The organism is Pseudoduganella sp. LjRoot289 (assembly GCF_964252925.1).
In the GTDB taxonomy this organism is placed as follows: Bacteria; Pseudomonadota; Gammaproteobacteria; order Burkholderiales; family Burkholderiaceae_D; genus Rugamonas.
In genome coordinates this window covers 145,285-167,068 of record NZ_CAXUPN020000001.1, presented here as the reverse complement: position 1 = coordinate 167,068, position 21,784 = coordinate 145,285, and the positions used below count along the sequence as shown (strand labels likewise).

Genomic DNA, 21,784 nt, shown 5'->3' with positions numbered 1-21,784 from the left:
CGGAAATGGCCCCCTTTTCATTTCCTTTACTGCGCGCCCACCAGGGCGGTGACGCGGATGGTCTTGGTTTCCGGGATTTCGGCGTGCGACAGCACTTTGAGCTGCGGCAGCGCGCGGCGCAGGAAACGCGACAGCAAGGTGCGCAGCGGCCCCGGCACCAGCAGCACCGGCGTCAGCCCCAGCGCTTCCTGCTGCGCGGCCGCCGCCTGGGCCTGCTGGGCGATGGTGTCGGCCAGGCCGGGCTCGATGCCGGCGCCGTCCGGACCGCTCGCCGCCAGCGCTTGCATCAGCAGACGCTCCAGGCGGTTGTCCAGGGTCATCACGGACAGCTCGCCGCCAGTCGGGAACAGCTGCTGCACGATGGCGCGGCCCAGCGAGATGCGCACCAGCGCGGTCAGCTCGTTCGGGTCTTGCGTGTGCACGGTGTGCTCGGCCAGCGTTTCGATGATGGAGCGCATGTCGCGGATGTGCACGCCCTCGGCGAGCAGGTTCTGCAATACTTTCTGCAAGGTCGACAGCGACAGCATCTTCGGCACCAGGTCTTCGATCAGCTTGGGCGATTCCTTGCCCAGGTGGTCCAGCAGCGCCTGCACTTCGGCCCGGCCCAGCAGCTCGGACGCGTGCGTGGTGATCAAATGGTTCAAATGGGTCGCCACCACGGTGCCGGCATCGACCACCGTATAGCCCATGGTTTGCGCCTGGTCGCGCAGGCCGGCGTCGATCCAGATGGCGGGCAGGCCGAAGGCCGGGTCTTCCGTCACCAGGCCGGGCAAGGTGCCGCTGGCCATGCCGGGGTTGATCGCCAGGAACTGGCCATTGAAGGCCTCGCCGGTGCCCACTTCCACGCCCTTCAAGGCGATGCGGTAGGCCGACGGCTTGAGTTCCAGGTTGTCGCGGATGTGCACCGGCGGCGCCAGGAAACCGACTTCCTGCGCGAACTTCTTGCGGATGCCCTTGATGCGCTTGAGCAGCTCGCCGCCCTGGGTCTTGTCGACCAGCGGGATCAAACGGTAGCCCACTTCCAGGCCCAGCGTGTCGACCGGCAGGATGTCTTGCCAGCTCGCCTCTTCCTGCTCGGGCGCCGGCGCCGCGCCGCCGGCTGCCGCTGCCGCCGCCTCGGCTTCCGGCGTGGCCGCCCGGCCCGCCGCCGCGCCCTCCCTCGTGCGTTTGGCCATCAGGTAGCCGGAGCCGCCCAGCACGCCCGCCAGCAGCAGGAACACCAGGTTGGGCATGCCGGGTATCAAGCCCATGCCGCCGATGATGGCGGCGGTGATGTACAGCACTTGCGGCTTGGCGAACAGCTGGCCGATGACCTGGGTGCCGATGTCCTGCTCGCTGGCCACGCGCGACACCACGATACCGGCCGCGATCGAGATCACCAGCGACGGGATCTGCGCCACCAGGCCGTCGCCGATGGCCAGCAAGGTGTAGACCTTGAGCGCCTCGCCGAAGGCCAGGTCGTGCTGGATCAGGCCGACCATCAGGCCGCCGACGATGTTGATCACCGTGACCAGGATGCCGGCGATGGCGTCGCCGCGCACGTACTTGGAGGCGCCGTCCATGGCGCCGTAGAACTCGGCTTCCATCGACACTTCGCTGCGCCGCTTGCGCGCCTCGGCTTCGCCGATCAGGCCGGCGTTCAGGTCGGCGTCGATCGCCATCTGCTTGCCCGGCATCGCGTCCAGGGCGAAGCGCGCGCCCACTTCGGCGATACGGCCGGCGCCCTTGGTCACCACGGTGAAGTTGATGATGGTCAAGATGATGAACACGACGATACCGACCGTGTAGTTGCCGCCGATCAGGAAGTGGCCGAAGGCCTCGATCACCTTGCCGGCCGCCGCCGCGCCGGTGTGGCCCTCGGTCAGCACCACGCGGGTGGAGGCCACGTTCAGCGCCAGGCGCAGCATGGTCGACACCAGCAGCACGGTCGGGAAGGCCATGAAGTCGAGCGGCTTGACTGTATACAGAGCGGTCAGCAGCACGATGATGGACAGCGCGATATTGAAGCTGAAGAACAGGTCCAGCACGAAGGCCGGCAGCGGCAGCACCATCATCGCCAGCAGCATGATGATCAGGATGGGCGGGGCCAGGCTCTTGCTGCCGGCGCCGCTCATGCCGCCGAAGGCGCCGGTCAGCCAGGCGGGCAGTTTCAGGCTGTTCATTGCGGTGCTCCGTCGCGGTTGTCAGGGTTGTTATTGGTTTGCAGCGCTTGCTGCCTGGCCAGCTTGGCCGCCTCGTAGGCCGGGTGGTTCGGGTCCATGTCGTTCGGCACGTCGAGCTTGCTTGGACGGTCGGGATAGCGGCCGCCCGGCTTGAAGGTGCGCAATTGGAACACATAAGCGAGCACTTCGGCCACCGCCGCGTACAGGCGGGGCGAAATTTCGTCGCCGATGTCGCTGTGCTTGTACAGCGCGCGGGCCAGGGCCGGCGCCTCCAGGATGGCCACCTTGTGCTCGCGCGCCAGTTCGCGGATCTTGGCCGCCACCTCGTCGGTGCCCTTGGCCACCACCTTGGGCGCGCCGCTGCCGTCGGTGTATTTCAGCGCCACCGCGTAATGGGTAGGATTGGTCACCACCACGTCGGCGGTCGGCACGTCGGCCATCATGCGGCGCTTGGCCATTTCGCGCTGCAGCTGGCGGATCTTGCCCTTGATCTGGGGATTGCCGTCCGATTCCTTGTTTTCCTGGATCATCTCCTGGCGCGTCATCTTCATCTTGTTGGCGTAGTGCCACATCTGGTAAGGCGCGTCGATGGCGGCGATCAGGCCCAGCGCGCCGACGATGAACAAAAAGCTGGTGCCCAGCATGTCTATCATGTGCACGCTGCCCAGCTTGAACGGCTCCATTGCCAGGCCGATCACGGCGTCCTTCTGCTTCATGACCACCAGGTAGGCCACAAAGCCGACCACGATGGTCTTGGCGATCGCCTTGACCAGCTCGACCAGGGCGTTGGTCGACACCATATTGCCCAGGCCGCGCATGGGGTTCAGTTTCATCAGGTTGGGCGTGACAGCCTTGCCGCTGAACAGCCAGCCGCCGACCAGCAGCGGCGACACCAGCGCCACGACCATGATGGCCACGGCCAGCGGCAGACAGGCCAGCATGACGCGGCCGATGTCGACGCCGACGCGCTGGATCAGCACGTCGGCATTGAAAATCTGTTCACGGTCCAGCGCCAGGCCGGAAACCATGGCCGAGCTGAGGTCGCGCGCCAGGCCGGCGCCTGTCATCCACAAGCCGGCGCCGGCGGTCATCAGCACGGTAAACGTGGCCACTTCGCGCGAACGGGGAACGTCGCCTTCTTCACGCGCCTGCTCGAGGCGCTTCGCTGACGCCGGTTCTGTCTTCTCGCTTTCGCTTTCTTCTGCCATGCCGCGCTCCCGCCCGCTGTTGCCGTGATATCAGGAACGATTATCGCCGGGCATCCCGCGCCCCCATCCATGGAGCAGGACGGCAAAAACCCGGTTATTTGATATTACCGTGCGGAAAGCGAATCAGTTCCCGGCGTGCCGGGGCGCCGCCGTTCAGGCCGGCGCCAGCAGCGCCAGCTGCTCCGGGCTCAGATAGCACCACTCGCCCTCTTGCAAGCCCAGCGATTCCAGCGTGAGCTGGCCGATGGCCGAGCGGTGCAGCGCGCTGCAATGGTTGCCGGCGGCCGCCAGCATGCGCTTGACCTGGTGGTATTTGCCCTGCTCCAGCACGATTTCGAGGCGGTGCTCGCCGCGCTGTTCGCACACCAGCGCCGCCAGCGGCGCCGGCTCGTCGTGCAGCTGCACGCCGGCCAGCAGCTGGGCCACCAGCTCCGGCGTCACCGGGTCTTGCGTTGTGGCTTGATACACTTTGGGAACGTGGCGCTTCGGCGACGATTGCGCGTGGATAAAGGGGCCATCGTCTGACATCAGCAGCATGCCGGTGGTGTCGTGGTCGAGCCGTCCGACCGGCTGCACTTCGCGCCAGGTGAACTGCTCGGGCAACAGGGTCAGCACGCCGGGGTGGTGGCTGGGCTTGCGCGAGCACTCGTAGTTGGCCGGCTTGTTCAGCGCAATATACAGATGTTCGCGGACCGCCCACTCTTCGTCGAAGATGTGCAGCACCAGACCCTCGGTGTCCAGGCTGGCCTTATAGTTGTCGTGGACGACGCCGGCGATGCTGACTTCGCCGTCTTCGATCAGGCTGCGGCAGTATTTGCGGGTGCCGAAGCCCTGGGATTGCAGGATGCGGTCTAAGGATAATTTGCTCATAGGGCGAGACTTTACCAGATTTCAAACGGGGGTTGACGCAGATCAAAGGGTGTTCGTTTTGCTGGGATACACTTTATTAAACGTAGGAATTTCCCTACCCCCGTAAGAAAGGACGCAAGATGAGCTCCCGGAAAAAGCTTGCAAGCCGCCATCTCGCACTGCATGCCACGCTGCTGGGCGTGGCGCGCTGGCGCTTGGACACGGACGGCACGGCGCCCTCATCCATGCCGCAGGCGGACTGGCACGCCGGGGCGCAGCAGCGCTACATGGATTGGCTGGCGGCGGGCGGATTCAAACAGAAGGGCTATGTGGAAAGCGTAAATGAAAACAGCGGCTATGACGCCGCCGTTCTCATGTCCCGTCGCGGGACTCAATGCGAGGAATTGAAATTCTCTCTGATCCGCATCAGCGATGCGGTTGAGTAGTTCGAGTTTCGGCAAACTTTTGCAGACAACGAGTTATGCTGTTTATGCGGGCCTCCCGGGGAAAGAACTACAACACCAATATAGCCCACCCCGGAAAGAATACAAGAAAAAATCGAGCAGAATTGGCAATGTTCTTCTGTGCGTTCACGTACCCTGTTCATACCCGCATAACACTCAGCGGATGGCGGGCGCGGCGGTTTGCACCGCCGCCTTCATCGCGCCCGCCCCCATTGCCGCCCCGAATTTCTTCAGCACGCGCTCCGGCAAGCCCTCATGCTGGGTGTAGTCGACGATGTCCTCGGCATGGATGACGTCGCGCGCGACCGTGTCCACCGTGCCCAAGCCGTCCGCCAGGCCCATCTCGATGGCGCGGGCACCGGTCCAGAACAGCCCCGAGAAGGTTTCCGGGGTTTCCTTCAGGCGCTTGCCGCGCCCGCTGCGCACCACGTCGATGAATTGCGCGTGGATTTCGTTGAGCATGGTTTGCGCGTGCTGCCTGTGCTTGTCGGTCAGCGGGCTGAACGGATCCATAAAACCCTTGTCCGCGCCGGCCGTCAGCAGGCGGCGCTCGACGCCGACCTTGCCCATGATGCCGTTGAAGCCGAAGCCGTCCATCAGCACGCCGATGGAACCGACGATGCTGGCCTTGTTGACATAAATCTTATCGCCGGCGGCGGCGATGTAATAACCGCCCGAGGCGCAGATCTCGTCCACCACCACGTACAGCGGCTTGGACGGATAGCCGCGGCGCAGGCGGCGGATCTCGTCGACGATCATGCCGGCCTGCACCGGGCTGCCGCCCGGACTGTTGATGTGCAGCACGATGGCCACCGAGCCGTTGTCCGAAAACGCCTTGTTCAGCGCGGGGATCACCACCGCCGCCGAGCCGCTGCCCTCGGTCTCGATATTGCCTTCGATCTCGATCAGCGCCGTATGGCGGCCCAGGGTTTCGGAGTCGCTGCCGGGGAAAGTAAAGTCGAAATAGGCGGCGATGCCGATAAATACCAGCACTAAGGTCATCAATTTGAAGAAGATGCTCCAGCGGCGATTGGCCCGCCGCTCGCGTACCGTCGACAGCACCAGTTTTTCCAGCACTTCGCGTTCCCAGTTCAACCCGGCAACCGAAGGGGTGGCCGGGGCCGCTTTGGCCGGACCGGGCTCGGGCGCGGCGGCGCCGGTGTCATGTGTATCGCTCGTGTTGTCGCTCATGGGATCATTCGTTGTAGCGCCGTTCAGGCGCGGGCGGGACGGATGTAGTCATCCGGCTGCCAGTAAAGCTGCTCGTCGCGTTCCAGCACGGCGATCGGACGCAGCCGCCTCCCGCGGCAGGGACCGCCCGCGCAGTAGCCGCTGTCCGGCACATAGATGGCGCCGTGGGTGGAGCACATGATATACAGCTTGCTCGATTCGAAGAACTCGCCTTCGGACCAGTCCAGTTCGATCGGCACGTGGGCGCAGCGGTTCAGGTAGCCGTACACTTTGCCGCCGTGGCGCACCACGAAGCCGGTGGCGTCCTCGCCGCCGGCCGTGACCGGAAAACGCACGCCGCGTCCGCCCTCCTGCACCGCGTCGGCGGCGCAGATCAGGATCTCGACGCTGTCGCTCATCAGGCGTTCTCGTTCAGCCATTGATGCAATTCGGACACGGTTTTGGCCGAATACATCGGATTGCAGGCCTGCAACTGTTCGACCGGATGGGCGCCGTACTCGACCGCCACCGCGGCCGCGCCGGCGTTGTTCGCCATCAGCAAGTCATGGCTGGTGTCGCCTATCATCACGGTGCGTTTCAAGTCCTGGCCCAGTTCGCGGGTCAGTTCCTGCAGCATGGCCGGATGCGGCTTGGAGAAGGTCTCGTCCGCGCAGCGGGTGGCGTCGAAGGTCGACAGCAGGCCGGCCGCGTTCATCGCGCGGTTCAGGCCGACGCGGCTTTTCCCTGTGGCAACGGCCAGGAAATAAGCCTGCTGCGTCAGTTCCTGCAGCATTTCGGCCACGCCGGCGAACAGGGTCAGTTCGTGGTCCTTGGACAGATAGTGGTAGCGATAGCGCTCCACCATGCGCGGATAGTATTTGGGGTCGATATTGGGCATGACGGCCTGCATCGCCTCGTACAAGCCGAGGCCGATCACATGCGAGGCCGCGTCCTCGCGCGGCACCGGCAGGCCGAGATCCTTGGCCGCTGCCTGTATGCACTTCACGATCGTTGATGTGCTGTCCATCAACGTGCCATCCCAATCAAAGACGATCAGATCAAATTGCTTTCTTGCCATGTGTTCCGGCGCGCCCTGCCGCCGGCTCCTCTGTATTTAAATGCATTGGTTTACCCAAGCTTACCAAGAATCGCTCGCATTCGGCGGCCAGCGGCGCGTTCAGGGTCATGGGTTTGCCCGTTTCCGGGTGGGTAAACGTAATCTGGTGGGCATGCAGGAACATCCGCTTGAGCGCGCCGCGCGTGGCGTCGCCTTTCTGCAGCGCCTTGTTCAGAGCGAAATCGCCGTATTTGTCGTCGCCTGCGATGGGGAAGCCGGACGATGCCAGATGAACGCGGATCTGGTGGGTGCGCCCGGTTTTCAGCTCGGCCTCCAGCAAGGCGAATTGCGGATATTTTTTCAGCAAGGTAAATACCGTGTGCGAGGCCAGCCCGTCCGGCGCCACCGACACGCGGCGCTCGCCGTCCGCCGTCGAATATTTCTTCAAAGCCAACTTCACGTGCTGGCGCGCGTTCTTCCAGTCGCCCACCGCCAAGGTCAGGTAGCGCTTGTCGGTGTGGCCGTCGCGCATCTGCTCGTGCAGATTGGTCAGGGCCGAACGTTTCTTGGCCAGCAACAGCAGGCCGGAGGTGTCGCGGTCCAGGCGGTGCACCAGTTCCAGGAACTTGGCGTCCGGGCGCGACGCGCGCAGCTGCTCGATGACGCCGAAGGACACGCCCGAACCGCCGTGCACGGCGGTGCCGGCCGGCTTGTCGATCACCAGCAGCTGGGCGTCCTCGTAGATGATGTCGAACTCGGCGGCAGGCACGTTGGCCTCGGCTTTTTCAGCCACGCGCACCGGCGGCACGCGCACGACGTCCCCTTGCACCAAACGGTACAATTGGTCGATGCGGCCCTTGTTGACGCGCACTTCACCGGAGCGCAGGATGCGGTAAATATGGCTTTTCGGCACACCTTTGCAAATACGCAACAGGTAGTTGTCGATGCGCTGACCCGCCTCTTCTTCGCCTATCGTCAGGAATTGTGCTTGCGGCAGGACCTGTGTGGGGGGCACGGCTTGCGGCATTTGCGCCGCATTCTGGACCTTGTTTCGGCCGTTCTTCCCAGAAAATCTCTCTAAGTCCTTCATTTTGAATATATAATCGTTTTGCCGCAGTTTAACCTGCTGTACGTGTAAGAATAAAAGCACATTTTACACAGGGGCGTATCCACTGGCCTCGCTTATTTAGCAAATTCGGTGGAAATAAATGTATACGCACACTCGTGTGGATATCAGGGTGGCGACCGCTGTCGCCATCGGGTAGCGTGCACGGGTGCTGGGATTAGATAGGCTGGATTGTTAGGATAAGTCCGGCGAGCAAGCACACAGTCGTTGCTCGCCGGTTGATGAAGCTGATTACGCTTGCCGTTTTCGCCACGCACCATACAAGATGCGCTGGCTCGACGTTTTGCGCACGCCTGCATTCTCTGCCCCCCGCCCCGGTTAACCCTGTTGACCGGTCGGCCCGTTGGATGAGTTGCAAGCAGTGCGCGTACTCGGCATGACGCTCGGCCTCATGCGCCCTTTGCGGCCGCAACGTTACACGTTGCTGCGCCGCATGACGAGGCATCTCCCCGCAGCCTCCTTACTCCCGCGTATATCCCTGGTATTACGCCGTTCCCGAGGGAATGGCTAGAGATGGCCTTCGGGCCGCGGAGTTAATAAAAATGAAACGCATGTTGTTCAATGCGACGCAGCAAGAAGAGTTGCGCGTTGCCATCGTCGACGGTCAGAAACTGATCGATATCGACATCGAAACCGCTGGTCGTGAACAGCGCAAGTCCAACATCTACAAAGGCGTCATCACCCGGATCGAACCGTCGCTGGAAGCGTGCTTCGTCAGCTACGGCGAGGACCGCCACGGCTTCCTGCCGTTCAAGGAAGTGGCGCGCACCTACTTCCGCGAGGGCGTGGACGTCCGCAACGCCTCCGTCAAGGAAGCGCTGCGCGAAGGCCAGGAAATCATGGTGCAGGTGGAAAAAGAGGAGCGCGGCAACAAAGGCGCGGCCCTCACCTCCTTCATCTCGCTGGCCGGCCGCTACCTGGTGCTGATGCCGAACAACCCGCGCGGCGGCGGCGTGTCGCGCCGCGTCGAGGGCGAAGAGCGCCAGGAATTGCGCGAAACCATGGACAAGCTGGACCTGCCGCAAGGCATGTCCGTGATCGCCCGCACCGCCGGCATCGGCCGCAACGTCGAAGAGCTGCAGTGGGATTTGAACTACCTGATGCAGCTGTGGCGCGCGATCGAGGGCGCCGGCAAGGCCTCCAACGGCGCCTTCCTGATCTACCAGGAATCGTCGCTGGTCATCCGCGCGATCCGCGATTACTTCCAGCCCGACATCGGCGAAATCCTGATCGACACCGACGACATCTACGAGCAGGCTCACCAGTTCATGAGCCACGTGATGCCGGACATGGTGCACCGCGTGAAGCGCTACAGCGACGACGTGCCGCTGTTCTCGCGCTTCCAGATCGAACACCAGATTGAAACGGCGTACAGCCGCACGGTGCCGCTGCCGTCGGGCGGCGCCATCGTCATCGACCACACCGAAGCGCTGGTCTCGGTCGACGTCAACTCGGCCCGCGCCACCCGCGGTTCCGACATCGAGACCACCGCCTTCAACACCAACTGCGAAGCGGCCGAAGAAGTGGCCCGCCAGCTGCGCCTGCGCGACCTGGGCGGCCTGATCGTGATCGACTTCATCGACATGGAAGTGGCCAAGAACCAGCGCGAAGTCGAACAGCGCCTGAAGGACGCGCTGCACCACGACCGCGCCCGCGTGCAGATGGGCAAGATCTCCCGCTTCGGCCTGATGGAACTGTCGCGCCAGCGCCTGCGTCCGTCGCTGTCCGAGGGTTCGCACGTGACCTGCCCGCGCTGCTCGGGCACCGGCCACATCCGCGACACCGAATCGTCCGCCCTGCAGGTGCTGCGCATCATCCAGGAAGAGGCGATGAAGGAAAACTCGGCCACCATCCACGTGCAAGTGCCGGTGGACGTGGCGGCCTTCCTGCTGAACGAAAAACGCGGCGAAGTGCTCAAGATCGAGAACCGCCACCGCATCAACGTGATCCTGATCCCGAACAAGCATCTGGACACGCCGCACTACAAGCTCGAGCGCATCAAGCACGACGATCCGCGCCTGGAAGACCACACCGCCAGCTACACCATGGCCGAGCAAGCAGAAACCGACATGGCCTACAGCAAGCGCCAGAAGGAAGAAGCCAAGCCGCGCCAGGAAGCTGTCGTCAAGACCATCACCCCGGCCCAGCCGGCACCCGTGGTTGAGCGCAAGCCCGCGCCGGAAGCCGTCAAGGCCGTGCCGGTGCTGGCCGCGCCAGCCGAGCAGGGCTTCTTCGCCAAGCTGTTCTCCTTCTTCTCGCCGAAGAAGGAAGAGCCGGTGGCCGCGCCAGCGCCGGTCAGCGCCGCAGCAGCCGCCAAGGCCGCTTCCGAGCGCGGCGACCGCAACGCCCGCGGCCCGCGCGGCCGCAGCCGCACCGGCAAGCCGGGCAGCCGCGAGCGCGAAGAGCGCGAGCCGGGCAGCCGTCCGGGTAGCGAAGATGCAACCAAGCAAGCCGAAGGCCGCGAAGGCCGTCCGGCCCGCCCGCCGCGTCCGCCGCGCGAACCGCGTGAAGGCCAGCCGGCCGACGCGCAAGGCGTACGCGCCGAGCGTCCGGAACGCGCTGAACGTCCGGAGCGCGCCGAGCGTCCGGAACGCGCCGAGCGCACCCCGCGTCCGCCGCGCGAACCGCGCGCCGACAAGGCGCCGGTTGGCGAAGTGAAAACCGAAGAACTGGCATTGGGCGCAGCGGCAGCCGTTGCAGGCGCCGCAGCCCCGGCCGTCACCCTGACCGGTGCGCCGGTGGCGGCGCCTGCAAGCGAAGCCACCCAGCCGAAAGTGTCGGCCAACGCCGGCCCTGAAGGCGAAGATGGCGAAGCAGCGGACGGCGAAGAGCCGCGCCGCCGCCGCCGCCGCGGTGGCCGCAACCGCAACCGCCGTGAACGCGAAGGCGAAGGCATCGAAGGCGCGGAAGGCGCGGAACTGGCCGAAGGCGAAACCGCCCCGGCCGTCAGCTTCACCGTGGCCCCGGCCGAAGGCGAAGCCGCTCCAGCGGCAGCCGCCGTCGCAGCCCCTGCCGCTCCGCTGGCCGTTGCTGCCCTGGTCGACCCGACCGTTGCAATCGAAGCGCCTGCCGCGCAGGAAGTTGCAGCCGAAGCGCCTGTCGCCGTGGCGGCACCGGTCGATCCGACCGTCGCCGTCGATGCGCCTGTGCCGGCCGTTGAAGCCGCTCCTGCCGCCGTAGCCGAAGCAGTCCAAGCCGCCCCGGTCGCAGTCGGCGCAGCAGCTGCGGTTGAAGTTGCTCCAATTGAAGCCGCCGCCGCTGCCCCGGTAGAAGTTGCCCCGGCCGCAGTTGCTCCAGTCGCGCCGGTTGAAACCGCGCCGGCAGCCGAAGTTGCCGCCCCGGTAGTCGCCGCCCCGGTAGTTGCTGCCCCGATAGTTGCTGCCCCGATAGTTGCCGCAGCACAAGCTGCTCCAGCAACGCCTGAGCCAGCACCAGCCGCCGAGTACGCTTTCGAGCAGAAGCCGCAAGCCGCCCCGGTCGCCGAAGTGGCAGCCGAGCCGGCAGCAGCGCCAGCGGTGGAAGCCGCCCCGGCGGTTGAAGCCCCGGTGGCCGCACCAGCGCCGGCCCCGGTAGCAGCAGCGCCGGCGGCCAAGCCAGCCGCCGACCTGAACGCTATTCTGGAAGCCGCCGGCCTGACCCTGGCAGCGACCGACCCGGCCAAACTGCGCGCTGCGCAGGAAGCCGCGACACAAAGCACGACCGCTCCGGCGCGCGTGCCGCGTGAGCGCAAGCCGCTGCCGCCGCAAGCGGACGAGCCGCTGATCCAGGTCGACACCCGCCGTTAAGCGCCGAGTTGCCTGACTGAAAGGGGAAGCCGAGCGCTTCCCCTTTTTTTCGTCCGTATTTCATGTATGCATGCAGCGGCACCCGACAAGGTGGCATCGTGCTATCGTATCTTTATGTCTGAAAAAATCATCCTCTTCACCGACAGCCGCTCGCGGGCCGCTGTCGTGCCAGCCGTCCTGGAGGCGCCCACCGGCAGCCTGCGGGACCAGCTCGCCCGCCCTTTGCACGACCTGCGCATTTCCGTCACCGACCGCTGCAATTTCCGCTGCGTCTACTGCATGCCCAAGGAAGTGTTCGACAAGGATTACAACTACCTGCCGCACACCTCGCTGCTCAGCTTCGAGGAAATCACGCGCATCGCCAGCATCTTCATCGCCCACGGCGTGGAAAAAATCCGCCTGACCGGCGGCGAGCCGCTGCTGCGCAAGAACATCGAAAAGCTGATCGGCATGCTGGCCGAGCTCAAGACCGTGCACGGCAAGCCGCTCGACCTGACCCTGACCACCAACGGTTCGCTGCTGGCGAAGAAAGCCCGGTCGCTGAAGGACGCCGGCCTGCAGCGCGTCACCGTGTCGCTGGACGCGCTCGACGACACCGTCTTCAAGCGCATGAACGACGTCGATTTCGCCGTGGCCGACGTCTTGCACGGCCTGGACGTGGCGCACGGCGTCGGGCTGGGGCCGATCAAGGTCAACATGGTGGTCAAGGGCGGCATGAACGACCAGGAAATCCTGCCGATGGCGCGCTATTTCAAGGACAGCCCTTACATCCTGCGCTTCATCGAATACATGGACGTGGGCGCCTCCAACGGCTGGAAACTGGACGAAGTGGTGCCCTCGGCCGAGGTGGCGCGCCGCATCGGCGCCGAGCTGCCGCTGGAACCGGTGTCGGCCAACTACACCGGCGAGACCGCCGCACGCTGGCGCTATCTCGACGGCGGCGGCGAGATCGGCCTGATCTCCAGCGTCACGCAAGCGTTCTGCAAGGACTGCTCGCGCGCGCGCCTGTCCACCGAAGGCAAGCTCTACACCTGTTTATTCGCCACCCGGGGCCACGACCTGCGCGCCCTGCTGCGCGACGGCGCCAGCGACGCCCAGATCGCCGGCGCGGTCAGCCATTTATGGCAGGCGCGCGGCGACCGCTATTCCGAGCTGCGCACCAGCCAGACGGCTGGCATCACAAAAAAAGTCGAGATGTCTTATATCGGGGGATAGTTTGAGCAGCAAGCACAGCAACATGACGGGATTGATATTGGCAGGCGGACGCGGCACCCGCATGGGCCGCGTCGACAAGGGCCTGCAGCCCTTCCGCGGCAGCACGCTGGCCGCCCATGTGCTGCAGCGGCTGGCGCCGCAAGTGGGCAGCGTGGCCATCAGCGCCAACCGCAACCAGGCCGTGTACGAAGCCATGGGCGTGCCGGTCTGGCCGGACGAACTGGCCGGCTTCGAAGGTCCGCTGGCCGGCCTGCACACCGCGCTGCGCCGCTGCACCACCGAGTTGCTGCTGACCGCCCCCTGCGACTCGCCCTTCCTGCCGTCCGACCTGGCCGAGCGCCTGCTTGAGGCGATGCAGGCGCAAGGCGCCGACCTGGCCGTGGCCGCGACCATGGAATCCGACGAATCCGGCGATGCCTACCAGCGTGTCCACCCCGTGTTCAGCCTGATGAAAACGGGCGTGCTGCCGCAACTGAACGCCTACCTCGACACCGGCGCGCGCCGCATGGACGGCTGGCACAAAGCCGTGCGCGTGGCCCACGTGGTGTTCACGGACAACGCGGCCTTCCGCAACATCAACACCCTGGGCGACCTGAAAGACATGGAAGCGCTGGCCGGCCAGCCGCAACAACACGGGAACGCGGACCTGCACGCGCATCCGCACGCGCATCCGCATGAACCAGCGCACGGGCAGGCGGCCACGCAACCGCGGCAGCGCAGCGCCTTCGCCGCCGTCCCCGGCTACACCCCGGACGCGATGCCGGTCGAGCAGGCCCAGGCGATCATCCGCAGCCTGGTGCTGCAGCGGCGGCAGGAACCGCACGGGCAGCCGCTGGCCGAGACCGTGGCGCTGCGCAGCGCGCTCGACCGGGTGCTCGCTGCCGACATCGTCTCGCCCATCGACGTGCCGGCCCACGACAACTCGGCCATGGACGGCTACGCTTTCCGCGGCGCCGAGCTGAAACCGGACGCGCCCACCACGTTCAAGGTGGTCGCCACCGCCTATGCCGGCCGGCCCGCCGGCGTGCCCGCCGGCGCAGGCGAGTGCGTGCGCATCATGACGGGCGCCGTCATGCCCGCCGGGCTGGACACGGTGCTGCCGCAGGAACTGGCCGCCGCCGTCACCGACGCCGGCGTCACCGTCGCGCCGGGCAGCGTGGCCACCGGCGCCAACCGCCGCTTCAAGGGCGAAGACCTGGCCGCCGGCCATCCCGCCCTGCGCCAGGGCAAGCTGGTGACGGCGGCCGACCTGGGCCTGATCGCCTCGCTCGGCATTGCCGAAGTGCCGGTGCGGCGCCGCCTGCGCGTGGCCTTCTTCTCCACCGGCGACGAACTGCGCTCGGTCGGCGAAAAGCTGGACGCGGGCAGCATCTACGACAGCAACCGCTACACGCTATACGGCGTGCTGATGCGCCTGGGCTGCGACCCCATCGACATGGGCGCGGTCAAGGATGACCCGGCGGCGCTGACGGCCGCGCTGCGCGGCGCCTGCGAGAACGCCGACGTCATCCTGACCACCGGCGGCGTCTCGGCCGGCGCGGCAGACTACATCCGCCAGGTCATGGCCGAACTGGGCGACGTCGCTTTCTGGAAAATGGAAATGCGGCCCGGGCGGCCGATGGCCGTCGGCAGGATAGCCTCCAATGGCCGCAGCGCCCTGCTGTTCGGCCTGCCGGGCAACCCGGTCGCCGCCATGGTGGCGTTCTATTTCTTCGCGCGCGGCGCGCTGCTGCAGATGATGGGGGCGGACCCGAGCCTGACGACGATGCGCGTGCGCAGCGCGGCGGCCATCCGCAAAAAGCCCGGCCGCAGCGAATACCAGCGCGGCGTCCTGACGGTGAACGGCAACGGCGAACAGGAAGTGCGCATCACCGGCGCGCAAGGCTCCGGCATCCTGCGCTCCATGTCCGAAGCGAACTGCATGGTGGTGCTGGCCGCCGCCCAGGGCGACGCCGCCCCCGGCGACATGGTGGACGTGGTCCCCTTCCACGGCTTGATCTGACACCCACGCGGCGCAGGGCGGCTTAAGGCGCGGACGCCGCAAGGCGCCTTGGCCGCCGCGACGCCCGGCGGCCAAGGCGGTGCCACCGCCCGGCCCGCCCAGCCAAGCCGCCCTACTCGCCGTCGGCTTCCGGCCCCAGCACCAGCTGGGCCGCCTCGCTGGGCAGCGCTTCGACCGACTTGAGCTTGCGCGCCATCTGGCGGCTGCGCACTTCGGCCGTTTCGATGTTGCGCGCGGCCTTTTCCAGCGTGAGCTTGGTGGCGGCCAGGATGTCGCCGAACTTGCCGAACTCGGTTTTCACCGCGCCCAGCACTTGCCACACTTCCGACGAGCGCTTCTCCAGCGCCAGCGTGCGGAATCCCATTTGCAAACTGTTGAGCAGCGCCATCAGGGTCGACGGCCCGGCGATGCTGACGCGGTGCACGCGCTGCAGCTCGTCGGCCAGCCCCGGCCTGCGCATCACCTCGGCGTACAAGCCTTCGGTCGGCAGGAACAGGATGGCGAAATCGGTGGTCTGCGGCGGCGCCAGGTATTTTTCGGCGATGGTCTTGGCTTCGCCGCGCACGGCCCGCTCCAGCTCGCGCCCGGCGCTTGCCACGCCCTCGGCGTCGGCCCGTTCGGCCGCTTCCAGCAGGCGCTCGTACTGCTCTTTCGGGAACTTGGCGTCGATCGGCATCCACACCGGCGCGCCGCCGGCCACCTGGCCCGGCAGCTTGAGCGCGAACTCGACACGGGCATTGCTGCCCGCCACCGTCTCCACGTTCTTGGCGTACTGCTCCGGCGTCAGCACTTGTTCAAGCAGCATTTCCAGCTGCACCTCGCCCCAGGTGCCGCGCGTTTTCACATTGGTCAGCACCCGCTTCAGGTCGCCCACCCCCTGCGCCAGCAACTGCATCTCTCCCAAGCCCTGGTGCACGCGCTCCAGCCGCTCCGACACCTGCTGGAACGAGGCGCTCAGGCGCGCCTCCAGCGTGGCGTGCAGCTTCTCGTCGACCGTCTTGCGCATCTCCTCGAGCCGCGCGCCGTTGTCGGTCTGCAGCTCGCGCATCTTCGCTTCCAGCGTGGCGCGCACTTCCAGCAGGCGCCGCGCGTTCGATTCGGTCAGCAATTCGATCTGGCGCCGCATGCCGTCCAGCTGCTGCACCGTGGCCGCGTGCGACTGCGACAAGGTCTGCCCCATCTCCTGCCGCGACGCCTGCGCCGTGGCCTGCAGCTGCATGCGCACCTCGCGCTCCACCCGTTCGATATGGGAAGCCAGTTCGGCGTGGCCGCCGCCTTGCGCGCGGCCGCGCAACAGCATCAGGACCTGCAGCACCAGCAGGACGGCGCCCAGCGCCAGCAGCACGAAAAATTCGATATGGGTCATGACTGTGTACCAGTGCGGTGTATCCGTGCGGTGTATCGGTGCCGGGGATCAGTGCGGATGGTTCCGCATCCAGTCGGCCGTCTGGTAGAACGACTCCATCAGGCGCACGCGCAGTTCCTCGGCGATGCCGACGTCCTCCATGGCCCAGGCCATCGCCCGCAGCCATTGGTCGCGCTCGCTGGTGCCGATCGCGAACGGCATGTGCCGCATGCGCAGGCGCGGATGGCCGAAGCGCTCGATATAGGCGTCCGGCCCGCCCATCCAGCCGGACAGGAACCAGAACAGTTTGTCGCGCGAACCTTCGGTCGTGGGCGGATGCATCGCCCGGATGCCGGCAAACTCCGGCTCCAGTTCCATCAGGTCGTAAAAGCGGTCTACCATGTCGCGCAGCTTGGGTTCGCCGCCTATGGCGTCATACAGGGATTGTGGCTCGTTCATAGCCTCAATCATAGCCTACACAGCAAAAGCTTGATATCGATCAAGCTGCAAGACCATATTTCGGGTGAAACTTCTTTCCTGATCAATAGTACCAAAGTAAATGAAACTGCCCATCTACAGCCACCCCACGCTGACCGTCCTCGTAGATGACAGTAGCCCCTTGCTGCAAGGTCTCTCTGCCCGCCGGCAATCTTTCAAGACTTTCCATCGGGCCGACCTGGCGCTGGACTGGCTGATGGAAAGCCCGCGCCATGCCGCGCCGTCCTTGCGGGTCAACCACGACCTGCCCGGCTGCAGCGTGACGGTGGACGTGGAGGGCATCTTCCGCGTCAGCAGCCAGCGCGAGCGTTTCGAGATCGCGTCGGTGCTGGTGGTCGACTTCTACATGCCCGGCATGAACGGGCTCGATTTCTGCCGCGCGCTGCAGCATCTGCCGTGCAAGAAGATCCTGCTGGCCGGGGCCGCCGAGGAGCGCATCGCCATCGACGCGCTGAACGAGGGCTTGATCGACCGCTACGTGCGCAAGCAGGACCAGGACGCCCTGCCCCGGCTGGAAGACCAGATCGGGCAGTTGCGGCAGGCCTGGTTCCTGGACCAGGCGCGCGTGGAGCGCGCGCTGCTGGCCCTGCACGACTACAGTTTCCTGCGCTGCCCGCGCCTGGCGGCGGTGGCCCGGCAGCTGTACCAGCGGCACGGCTTTGTCGAGCACTACATCTTCCCGCGCCCGAACGGCATCCTGCTGCTCGACGGCGCCGGCAAGGCGCAGCTGATGGTGGTCGAGACCGAGCGCGGCATGCAGGCGCAATTCGAGATGGCGCGCGACAGCGGCGCGCCGCGCCAGCTGCTGCAGGCGCTGGCGGATCGCAGCGTGCTGCCCTTCTTCCAGCACCTGGGGCACGACGGCATGTACGACAAGTCGATCAACGGCAGCTGGCGCCACTACTGCCGCGAACCCCAGATCTGCGAGGGCGAGGAACTGTATTACTGGGCGCTGTTCGAGCTGCCGCCCGGTTATCTGCCGGAGCAGCCCTACAGCCACGCCCAGTATCTGCGCGACGCGGCGTAGCGATTCAGGCCTCGCGCAGGGTCTGCAGCGGCGGCTGGTTCAGCACGCTGCGCAGGCCCAGCCAGCCCCCCGCGATGGCGCACAACGCGCCCGCCGCCAGCCCCGCCAGCCATACGCCCGGATTGAAGGCCCACTCGAACTTGAACTGGTAGGTCGCCAGCGCCCAGCCCATGGCGGCCGCGCCGCTGGCGGCCAGCAGTCCGGCCAGCGCGCCGACCAGCGTGAACTCGATCAGCTGCGCCTGCGACAGCTGCTTGCGCGTCGCGCCCAGCGCGCGCAGCAGGCCGGCCTCGCGGGTGCGCTCGTCCTGCGATCCCATCAGCGCCGCGTACAGCACCAGCACGCCGGACAGCAAAGTGAACGCGAACAGGAACTCGACCGCCATGATGACCTGGTCCAGCACCGCCTGCACCTGGCGCAGCACGCTGCCGACATCGACGATGGTCAGGTTGGGATAGTCGCGCGTGAGGGCGTTGCCCAGCCCGGCCTGCGCCTTCGGCAGGTGGAAGGCGGTGATCCAGGTCTGCGGCGTATCGGCCATGGCCTTCGGGTTGATGATGACGAAGAAATTGACCCGCATCGATCCCCATTCGAGCTTGCGCAAGCTGGTGATCCTGGCCTCCACCGGCGAGCCGGCGATGTCGAAGCGTATCGTGTCGCCCAGCTTCAGGCGCAGCGTCTTGGCGATGCCTTCCTCCACCGAGGCCTCGGCCGGGGCGCTGGCGTCATCTCGCCCCTCGCTGAACCACTTTCCGGCGGCGATACGGTTGCCCTCCTGCATCGTGCTCATCGTCGACAGGTTGAATTCACGCTCCGCCAGGCCGCGCGCGCGGTCCTCGGTATAGGTGGCGGCGGCGACGGCCTCGCCGTTCACCGCGACCAGGCGGCCCCGTATCATCGGATACAGCGGCGCGCCGGCCACGCCCGCCTGCATCAGCCGCCTGGCGATATCGTCCTTCTGCTCCGGCTGGATGTTGATGATGAAGCGGTTCGGCGCGTCGGCCGGGGTGGCGTTGCGCCAGGCCGTCATCAGGTCGCCGCGCACCACGGTCAGCAGCAGCAAGGCCATCAAGCCCAGCGCCAGCGAGACGATCTGCACCACGGTGGCGCCCGGACGGCGCTGCAGCGAAGTGACGGCGAAGCGCCACGCCTGGTGGCGCAAGGCGCCGCGCAGCGACTTCAGCGATTTCAAGGCCAGCCAGCCCGCCAGCGCGAACAGGGCGAAGGCGCCGAGGAAGCCGAGCGCCGTCATCAAGGCCAGCCTGGCGTCGCCGGCCTGCCACAGCAACAGCAGCACGAAGCTGCCCAGGCCCAGGCCATAGGTGGCCAGCGCCATCGGCTGCGGCGCGGCGGCCTCGCGCCGGATCACGCGGTTGTGCGGCACGTTGCGCAACTGGAGTACCGGCGGCAGCGCGAAGCCCGCCAACAGCAGCATGCCGGTGGCCAGGCCTTGCAGCGCCGGGCGCACCGTGGCGGCCGGCAGGTCGTTCGCCACCAGCTTGCCCAGGGCCTCCAGCAGCATGAAGTGGCTGGCGTAGCCCAGCGCCACGCCGATCACGCTGCCCACCAGGCCCACCAGCAGGAATTCGATCAGATACAGGGACGCGGCCTGGTTCTGCGTCAACCCCAGGCAGCGCAGCATGGCGCAGGCGTCCAGGTGGCGCATCATGAAACGGCGCGCCGCCATCGCCACGGCCACCGCCGCCAGCATGGCCGACAGCAGGCCGACCAGCGACAGGAAACGGTCGGCGCGTTCCAGCGTCGAGCGCATCTCGGGGCGGCCCGCTTCGAGCGTATCGACGCGCACGCCCTTGACGCCGTCCGCCGCGATCCGCTCCTTCAGCCAGGCCTCGTATTCGGGCACTTGCTGCGCGCGCTGCGGCGCCGCCGCCAGCAGCAAGCGGTAGGTGACGCGCGCGCCGGGCTGCACCAGATTGGTCGCCGCCAGGTCCGCCAACGGCAGCATCACGCGCGGCGCGAAGTTCATGAACGAGGCGCCGCGGTCCGGCTCCACCGCGATCAGGCGCGCCACCTTGAAGCGCTGCTCGCCCATCTTCAGCTCGCCGCCCACGGCGATCTTCAGCGCCGTCAGCAGGCCGGCGTCGACCCATACCGTGCCGGGTTCCGGGGCGCCGTCGGCGGGCGTGCCGACGCCGTCGCCGGCCTGTTCCGGATCGAGGCTGGTTTTGACGCGGCCGCGCAGCGGATAGCCGGGGCTGACCGCCTTGAGCGACACCAGCTGCGACACGGCCGCATCGCCCTCGCCGGCCTGCGCCATGCTGGGGAAGACCACCGTGTCGGCCAGCAGCAGGCCGCGCCGCTGCGCCTCCGCGCGCCACGCCGGCGCCAGGGGCTGGTCGGCGTTGACCACCATGTCCGCGCCCAGCAGCTGGTGCGCGTCTCGCTCGAGCGCCGAGCGCAGGCGGTCGATGAAGAAGCCGGACGCCGACAGCGCGGCCACGGCCACGACCAGCGCCACCAGCAGGAAGCGCAACTGCCCCGCGCGCCAGTCGCGCAAGGTCATACGTAAAGCCTGTTTAAACATGGTGCTCCCGAAACTGCATCGATGGTGCGGAAAACCGCGTGCTCGTTTAGGCTGGAACGGCGGCGAAGAAGGCGTCCACTTCGTCGAGGAATTGCTGCTTTTGCTGCGGCGCCAGGAACGAGGCCTGGAAGCTGTTGCGCGCCAGGCGCCGGGCGTGCGACAGGCCGAGCGGCAGCGCCTCGAAGGTGGCCAGGAAGTTGGCGTTCATATAGCCGCCGAAATAGGCCGGGTCGTCCGAATTCACGGTCGCCATCAGGCCCGCGTCCAGCAGCGCCACCAGATTATGGTCCGCCATCCGGTCGAACACGCGCAGCTTGGTGTTCGACAGCGGGCACACCGTCAGCGCAATCTGCTCGCGCGCCACGCGCGCCGTCAGCGCCGCGTCTTCCAGCACGCGCACGCCGTGGTCGATGCGCTCGACATGCAGCACGTCCAGCGCCGAGGCGATGTACGCCGGCGGGCCTTCCTCGCCCGCGTGCGCCACCAGGTGCAGGCCCAGCTCGCGGCTGCGCGCGAACACGCGCGCGAACTTCTCGGGCGGGTGGCCGACCTCGGACGAATCGAGGCCGACGCCGATGATCTTGTCGCGGTGCGGCAGCGCGGCGTCCAGCGTGGCCAGCGCGTCCTCTTCTGGCAGATGGCGCAGGAAGCACATGATCAGGCTGGCGCTGACGGGGCTGTCCCGGCAGGCGCGGTAAATGCCGTCGATGACGGTGGCCATCGCCACGCCGCGCGCGGTGTGCGTCTGCGGATCGAAAAAGATCTCGGTGTGGCGCACATTGTCGGCTTCGGCGCGCTTCAGATAGGCCGCCGTCATGTCGTAGAAATCCTGTTCTTCCAGCAGCACGCTGGCGCCGGCGTAGTAGATGTCCAGGAAGGATTGCAGGTCGGTGAAGGCGTAGGCGGCGCGCAGCGCGTCGACCGAGGCGTAGGGCAGCGTGACGCCGTTGCGCTCGGCCAGCGCGAAGATCAGTTCCGGTTCCAGCGAACCTTCGATGTGGATGTGCAGTTCGGCTTTGGGCATCGCTTGCACCACGGTGCGTAGCTGGTCGTTCATCATGATGTGTTCCGTGTGAGGGTGAAATGACGGGGATGCGGCCATCTTAACGCAAGTGCGGCCGGCGCATTTCTGGCCGCCGCGCAACGCGTCGTTTGCATGCGTGTCGGCATGACTGCTTCAGCCGTGCTAATGTGGCGTGGAAGCACCGGAAAAACGCTGGAAATACCACTGGAAAATCAACAATTTTTCACGGTTTTGTTTTTGGAATCAACGGCTTGCAGAATCTTGTTAAGTAATTTACGACATACCTTTTGACTTCCTGATCCAATAG

16 protein-coding genes are annotated in these 21,784 nt (G+C 66.3%); 5 read left to right on the top strand and 11 right to left on the bottom strand.

The window, feature by feature from the left end; all coding sequences use genetic code 11:
* Positions 1-26 precede the first annotated feature (26 nt).
* The 3 genes from flhA to ACSQ8Y_RS00750 form a co-directional block, all read right to left on the bottom strand.
* Entirely contained in the window at positions 27-2,162 is a 2,136-nt protein-coding gene (flhA, locus tag ACSQ8Y_RS00760) for a flagellar biosynthesis protein FlhA (RefSeq protein ID WP_436264563.1), read from the bottom strand.
* Positions 2,159-3,370 carry a flagellar biosynthesis protein FlhB gene (gene flhB / locus ACSQ8Y_RS00755; RefSeq protein WP_436264562.1) on the bottom strand — a complete coding sequence of 404 codons (1,212 nt, stop codon included), beginning with the start codon at positions 3,368-3,370 and terminating at the stop codon, positions 2,159-2,161. Before flhB ends, flhA begins: the two co-directional genes overlap by 4 nt.
* A gap of 153 nt (positions 3,371-3,523) precedes the next feature.
* Complete coding sequence (locus ACSQ8Y_RS00750) at positions 3,524-4,240, bottom strand: pseudouridine synthase (RefSeq protein WP_436264561.1); 717 nt, start codon at positions 4,238-4,240, stop codon at positions 3,524-3,526.
* Between the two features lie 119 nt (positions 4,241-4,359).
* Between ACSQ8Y_RS00750 and ACSQ8Y_RS00745 the strand changes: the two genes are divergently transcribed.
* Positions 4,360-4,665 carry a hypothetical protein gene (locus ACSQ8Y_RS00745; protein WP_436264560.1) on the top strand — a complete coding sequence of 102 codons (306 nt, stop codon included), beginning with the start codon at positions 4,360-4,362 and terminating at the stop codon, positions 4,663-4,665.
* A gap of 174 nt (positions 4,666-4,839) precedes the next feature.
* On the opposite strand, the gene ACSQ8Y_RS00740 is transcribed toward ACSQ8Y_RS00745, so the two are convergent.
* The 4 genes from ACSQ8Y_RS00740 to ACSQ8Y_RS00725 are packed head-to-tail and all read right to left on the bottom strand — an operon-like array spanning position 4,840 to position 8,000.
* Positions 4,840-5,874: a S49 family peptidase gene (locus ACSQ8Y_RS00740; RefSeq protein ID WP_436264559.1), complete on the bottom strand. Its 1,035-nt coding sequence runs from the start codon at positions 5,872-5,874 to the stop codon at positions 4,840-4,842.
* A 23-nt stretch (positions 5,875-5,897) separates the two neighbouring features.
* A complete protein-coding gene (locus ACSQ8Y_RS00735; protein WP_436264558.1) occupies positions 5,898-6,293 on the bottom strand; it encodes a Rieske (2Fe-2S) protein in 396 nt (131 codons plus the stop codon).
* On the bottom strand, positions 6,272-6,931 hold the full coding sequence (locus ACSQ8Y_RS00730) for an HAD-IIIA family hydrolase (protein WP_436264557.1): 660 nt from the start codon (positions 6,929-6,931) through the stop codon (positions 6,272-6,274). The genes ACSQ8Y_RS00735 and ACSQ8Y_RS00730 overlap by 22 nt, the downstream gene beginning before the upstream one ends.
* Positions 6,912-8,000, bottom strand: coding sequence for an RluA family pseudouridine synthase (locus tag ACSQ8Y_RS00725; RefSeq protein ID WP_436264556.1), 1,089 nt, complete (start codon positions 7,998-8,000; stop codon positions 6,912-6,914). The genes ACSQ8Y_RS00730 and ACSQ8Y_RS00725 overlap by 20 nt, the downstream gene beginning before the upstream one ends.
* 578 nt (positions 8,001-8,578) lie before the next feature.
* Here ACSQ8Y_RS00725 and ACSQ8Y_RS00720 point away from each other — a divergent pair.
* From ACSQ8Y_RS00720 to moeA, 3 genes are all read left to right on the top strand, one after another.
* A complete protein-coding gene (locus ACSQ8Y_RS00720; protein ID WP_436264555.1) occupies positions 8,579-11,821 on the top strand; it encodes an Rne/Rng family ribonuclease in 3,243 nt (1,080 codons plus the stop codon).
* A gap of 114 nt (positions 11,822-11,935) precedes the next feature.
* Positions 11,936-13,036, top strand: a complete 1,101-nt coding sequence (gene moaA / locus ACSQ8Y_RS00715) for a GTP 3',8-cyclase MoaA (RefSeq protein ID WP_436264554.1) — start codon at positions 11,936-11,938, stop codon at positions 13,034-13,036.
* A gap of 22 nt (positions 13,037-13,058) precedes the next feature.
* Positions 13,059-15,038 (top strand): molybdopterin molybdotransferase MoeA, encoded by a 1,980-nt coding sequence (gene moeA / locus ACSQ8Y_RS00710; protein ID WP_436264553.1) that lies wholly within the window; start codon positions 13,059-13,061, stop codon positions 15,036-15,038.
* 112 nt (positions 15,039-15,150) lie between these two features.
* On the opposite strand, the gene ACSQ8Y_RS00705 is transcribed toward moeA, so the two are convergent.
* Positions 15,151-16,404: a DNA recombination protein RmuC gene (locus ACSQ8Y_RS00705; protein WP_436264552.1), complete on the bottom strand. Its 1,254-nt coding sequence runs from the start codon at positions 16,402-16,404 to the stop codon at positions 15,151-15,153.
* 48 nt (positions 16,405-16,452) lie between these two features.
* Entirely contained in the window at positions 16,453-16,842 is a 390-nt protein-coding gene (locus ACSQ8Y_RS00700; protein WP_436264551.1) for a group II truncated hemoglobin, read from the bottom strand.
* A gap of 100 nt (positions 16,843-16,942) precedes the next feature.
* On the opposite strand from ACSQ8Y_RS00700, the gene ACSQ8Y_RS00695 reads away from it, so the two are divergent.
* The gene (locus tag ACSQ8Y_RS00695) at positions 16,943-17,908 is read left to right on the top strand and encodes a response regulator (RefSeq protein ID WP_436264550.1); all 966 of its coding nucleotides are present in this window, start codon (positions 16,943-16,945) and stop codon (positions 17,906-17,908) included.
* 4 nt (positions 17,909-17,912) lie between these two features.
* Here the strand turns inward: ACSQ8Y_RS00695 and ACSQ8Y_RS00690 are convergent, their stop codons facing one another.
* Entirely contained in the window at positions 17,913-20,453 is a 2,541-nt protein-coding gene (locus ACSQ8Y_RS00690; protein ID WP_436264549.1) for an ABC transporter permease, read from the bottom strand.
* Positions 20,454-20,499: 46 nt separating this feature from the next.
* Positions 20,500-21,513 carry an adenosine deaminase gene (locus ACSQ8Y_RS00685; protein WP_436264548.1) on the bottom strand — a complete coding sequence of 338 codons (1,014 nt, stop codon included), beginning with the start codon at positions 21,511-21,513 and terminating at the stop codon, positions 20,500-20,502.
* Positions 21,514-21,784: the final 271 nt, after the last annotated feature.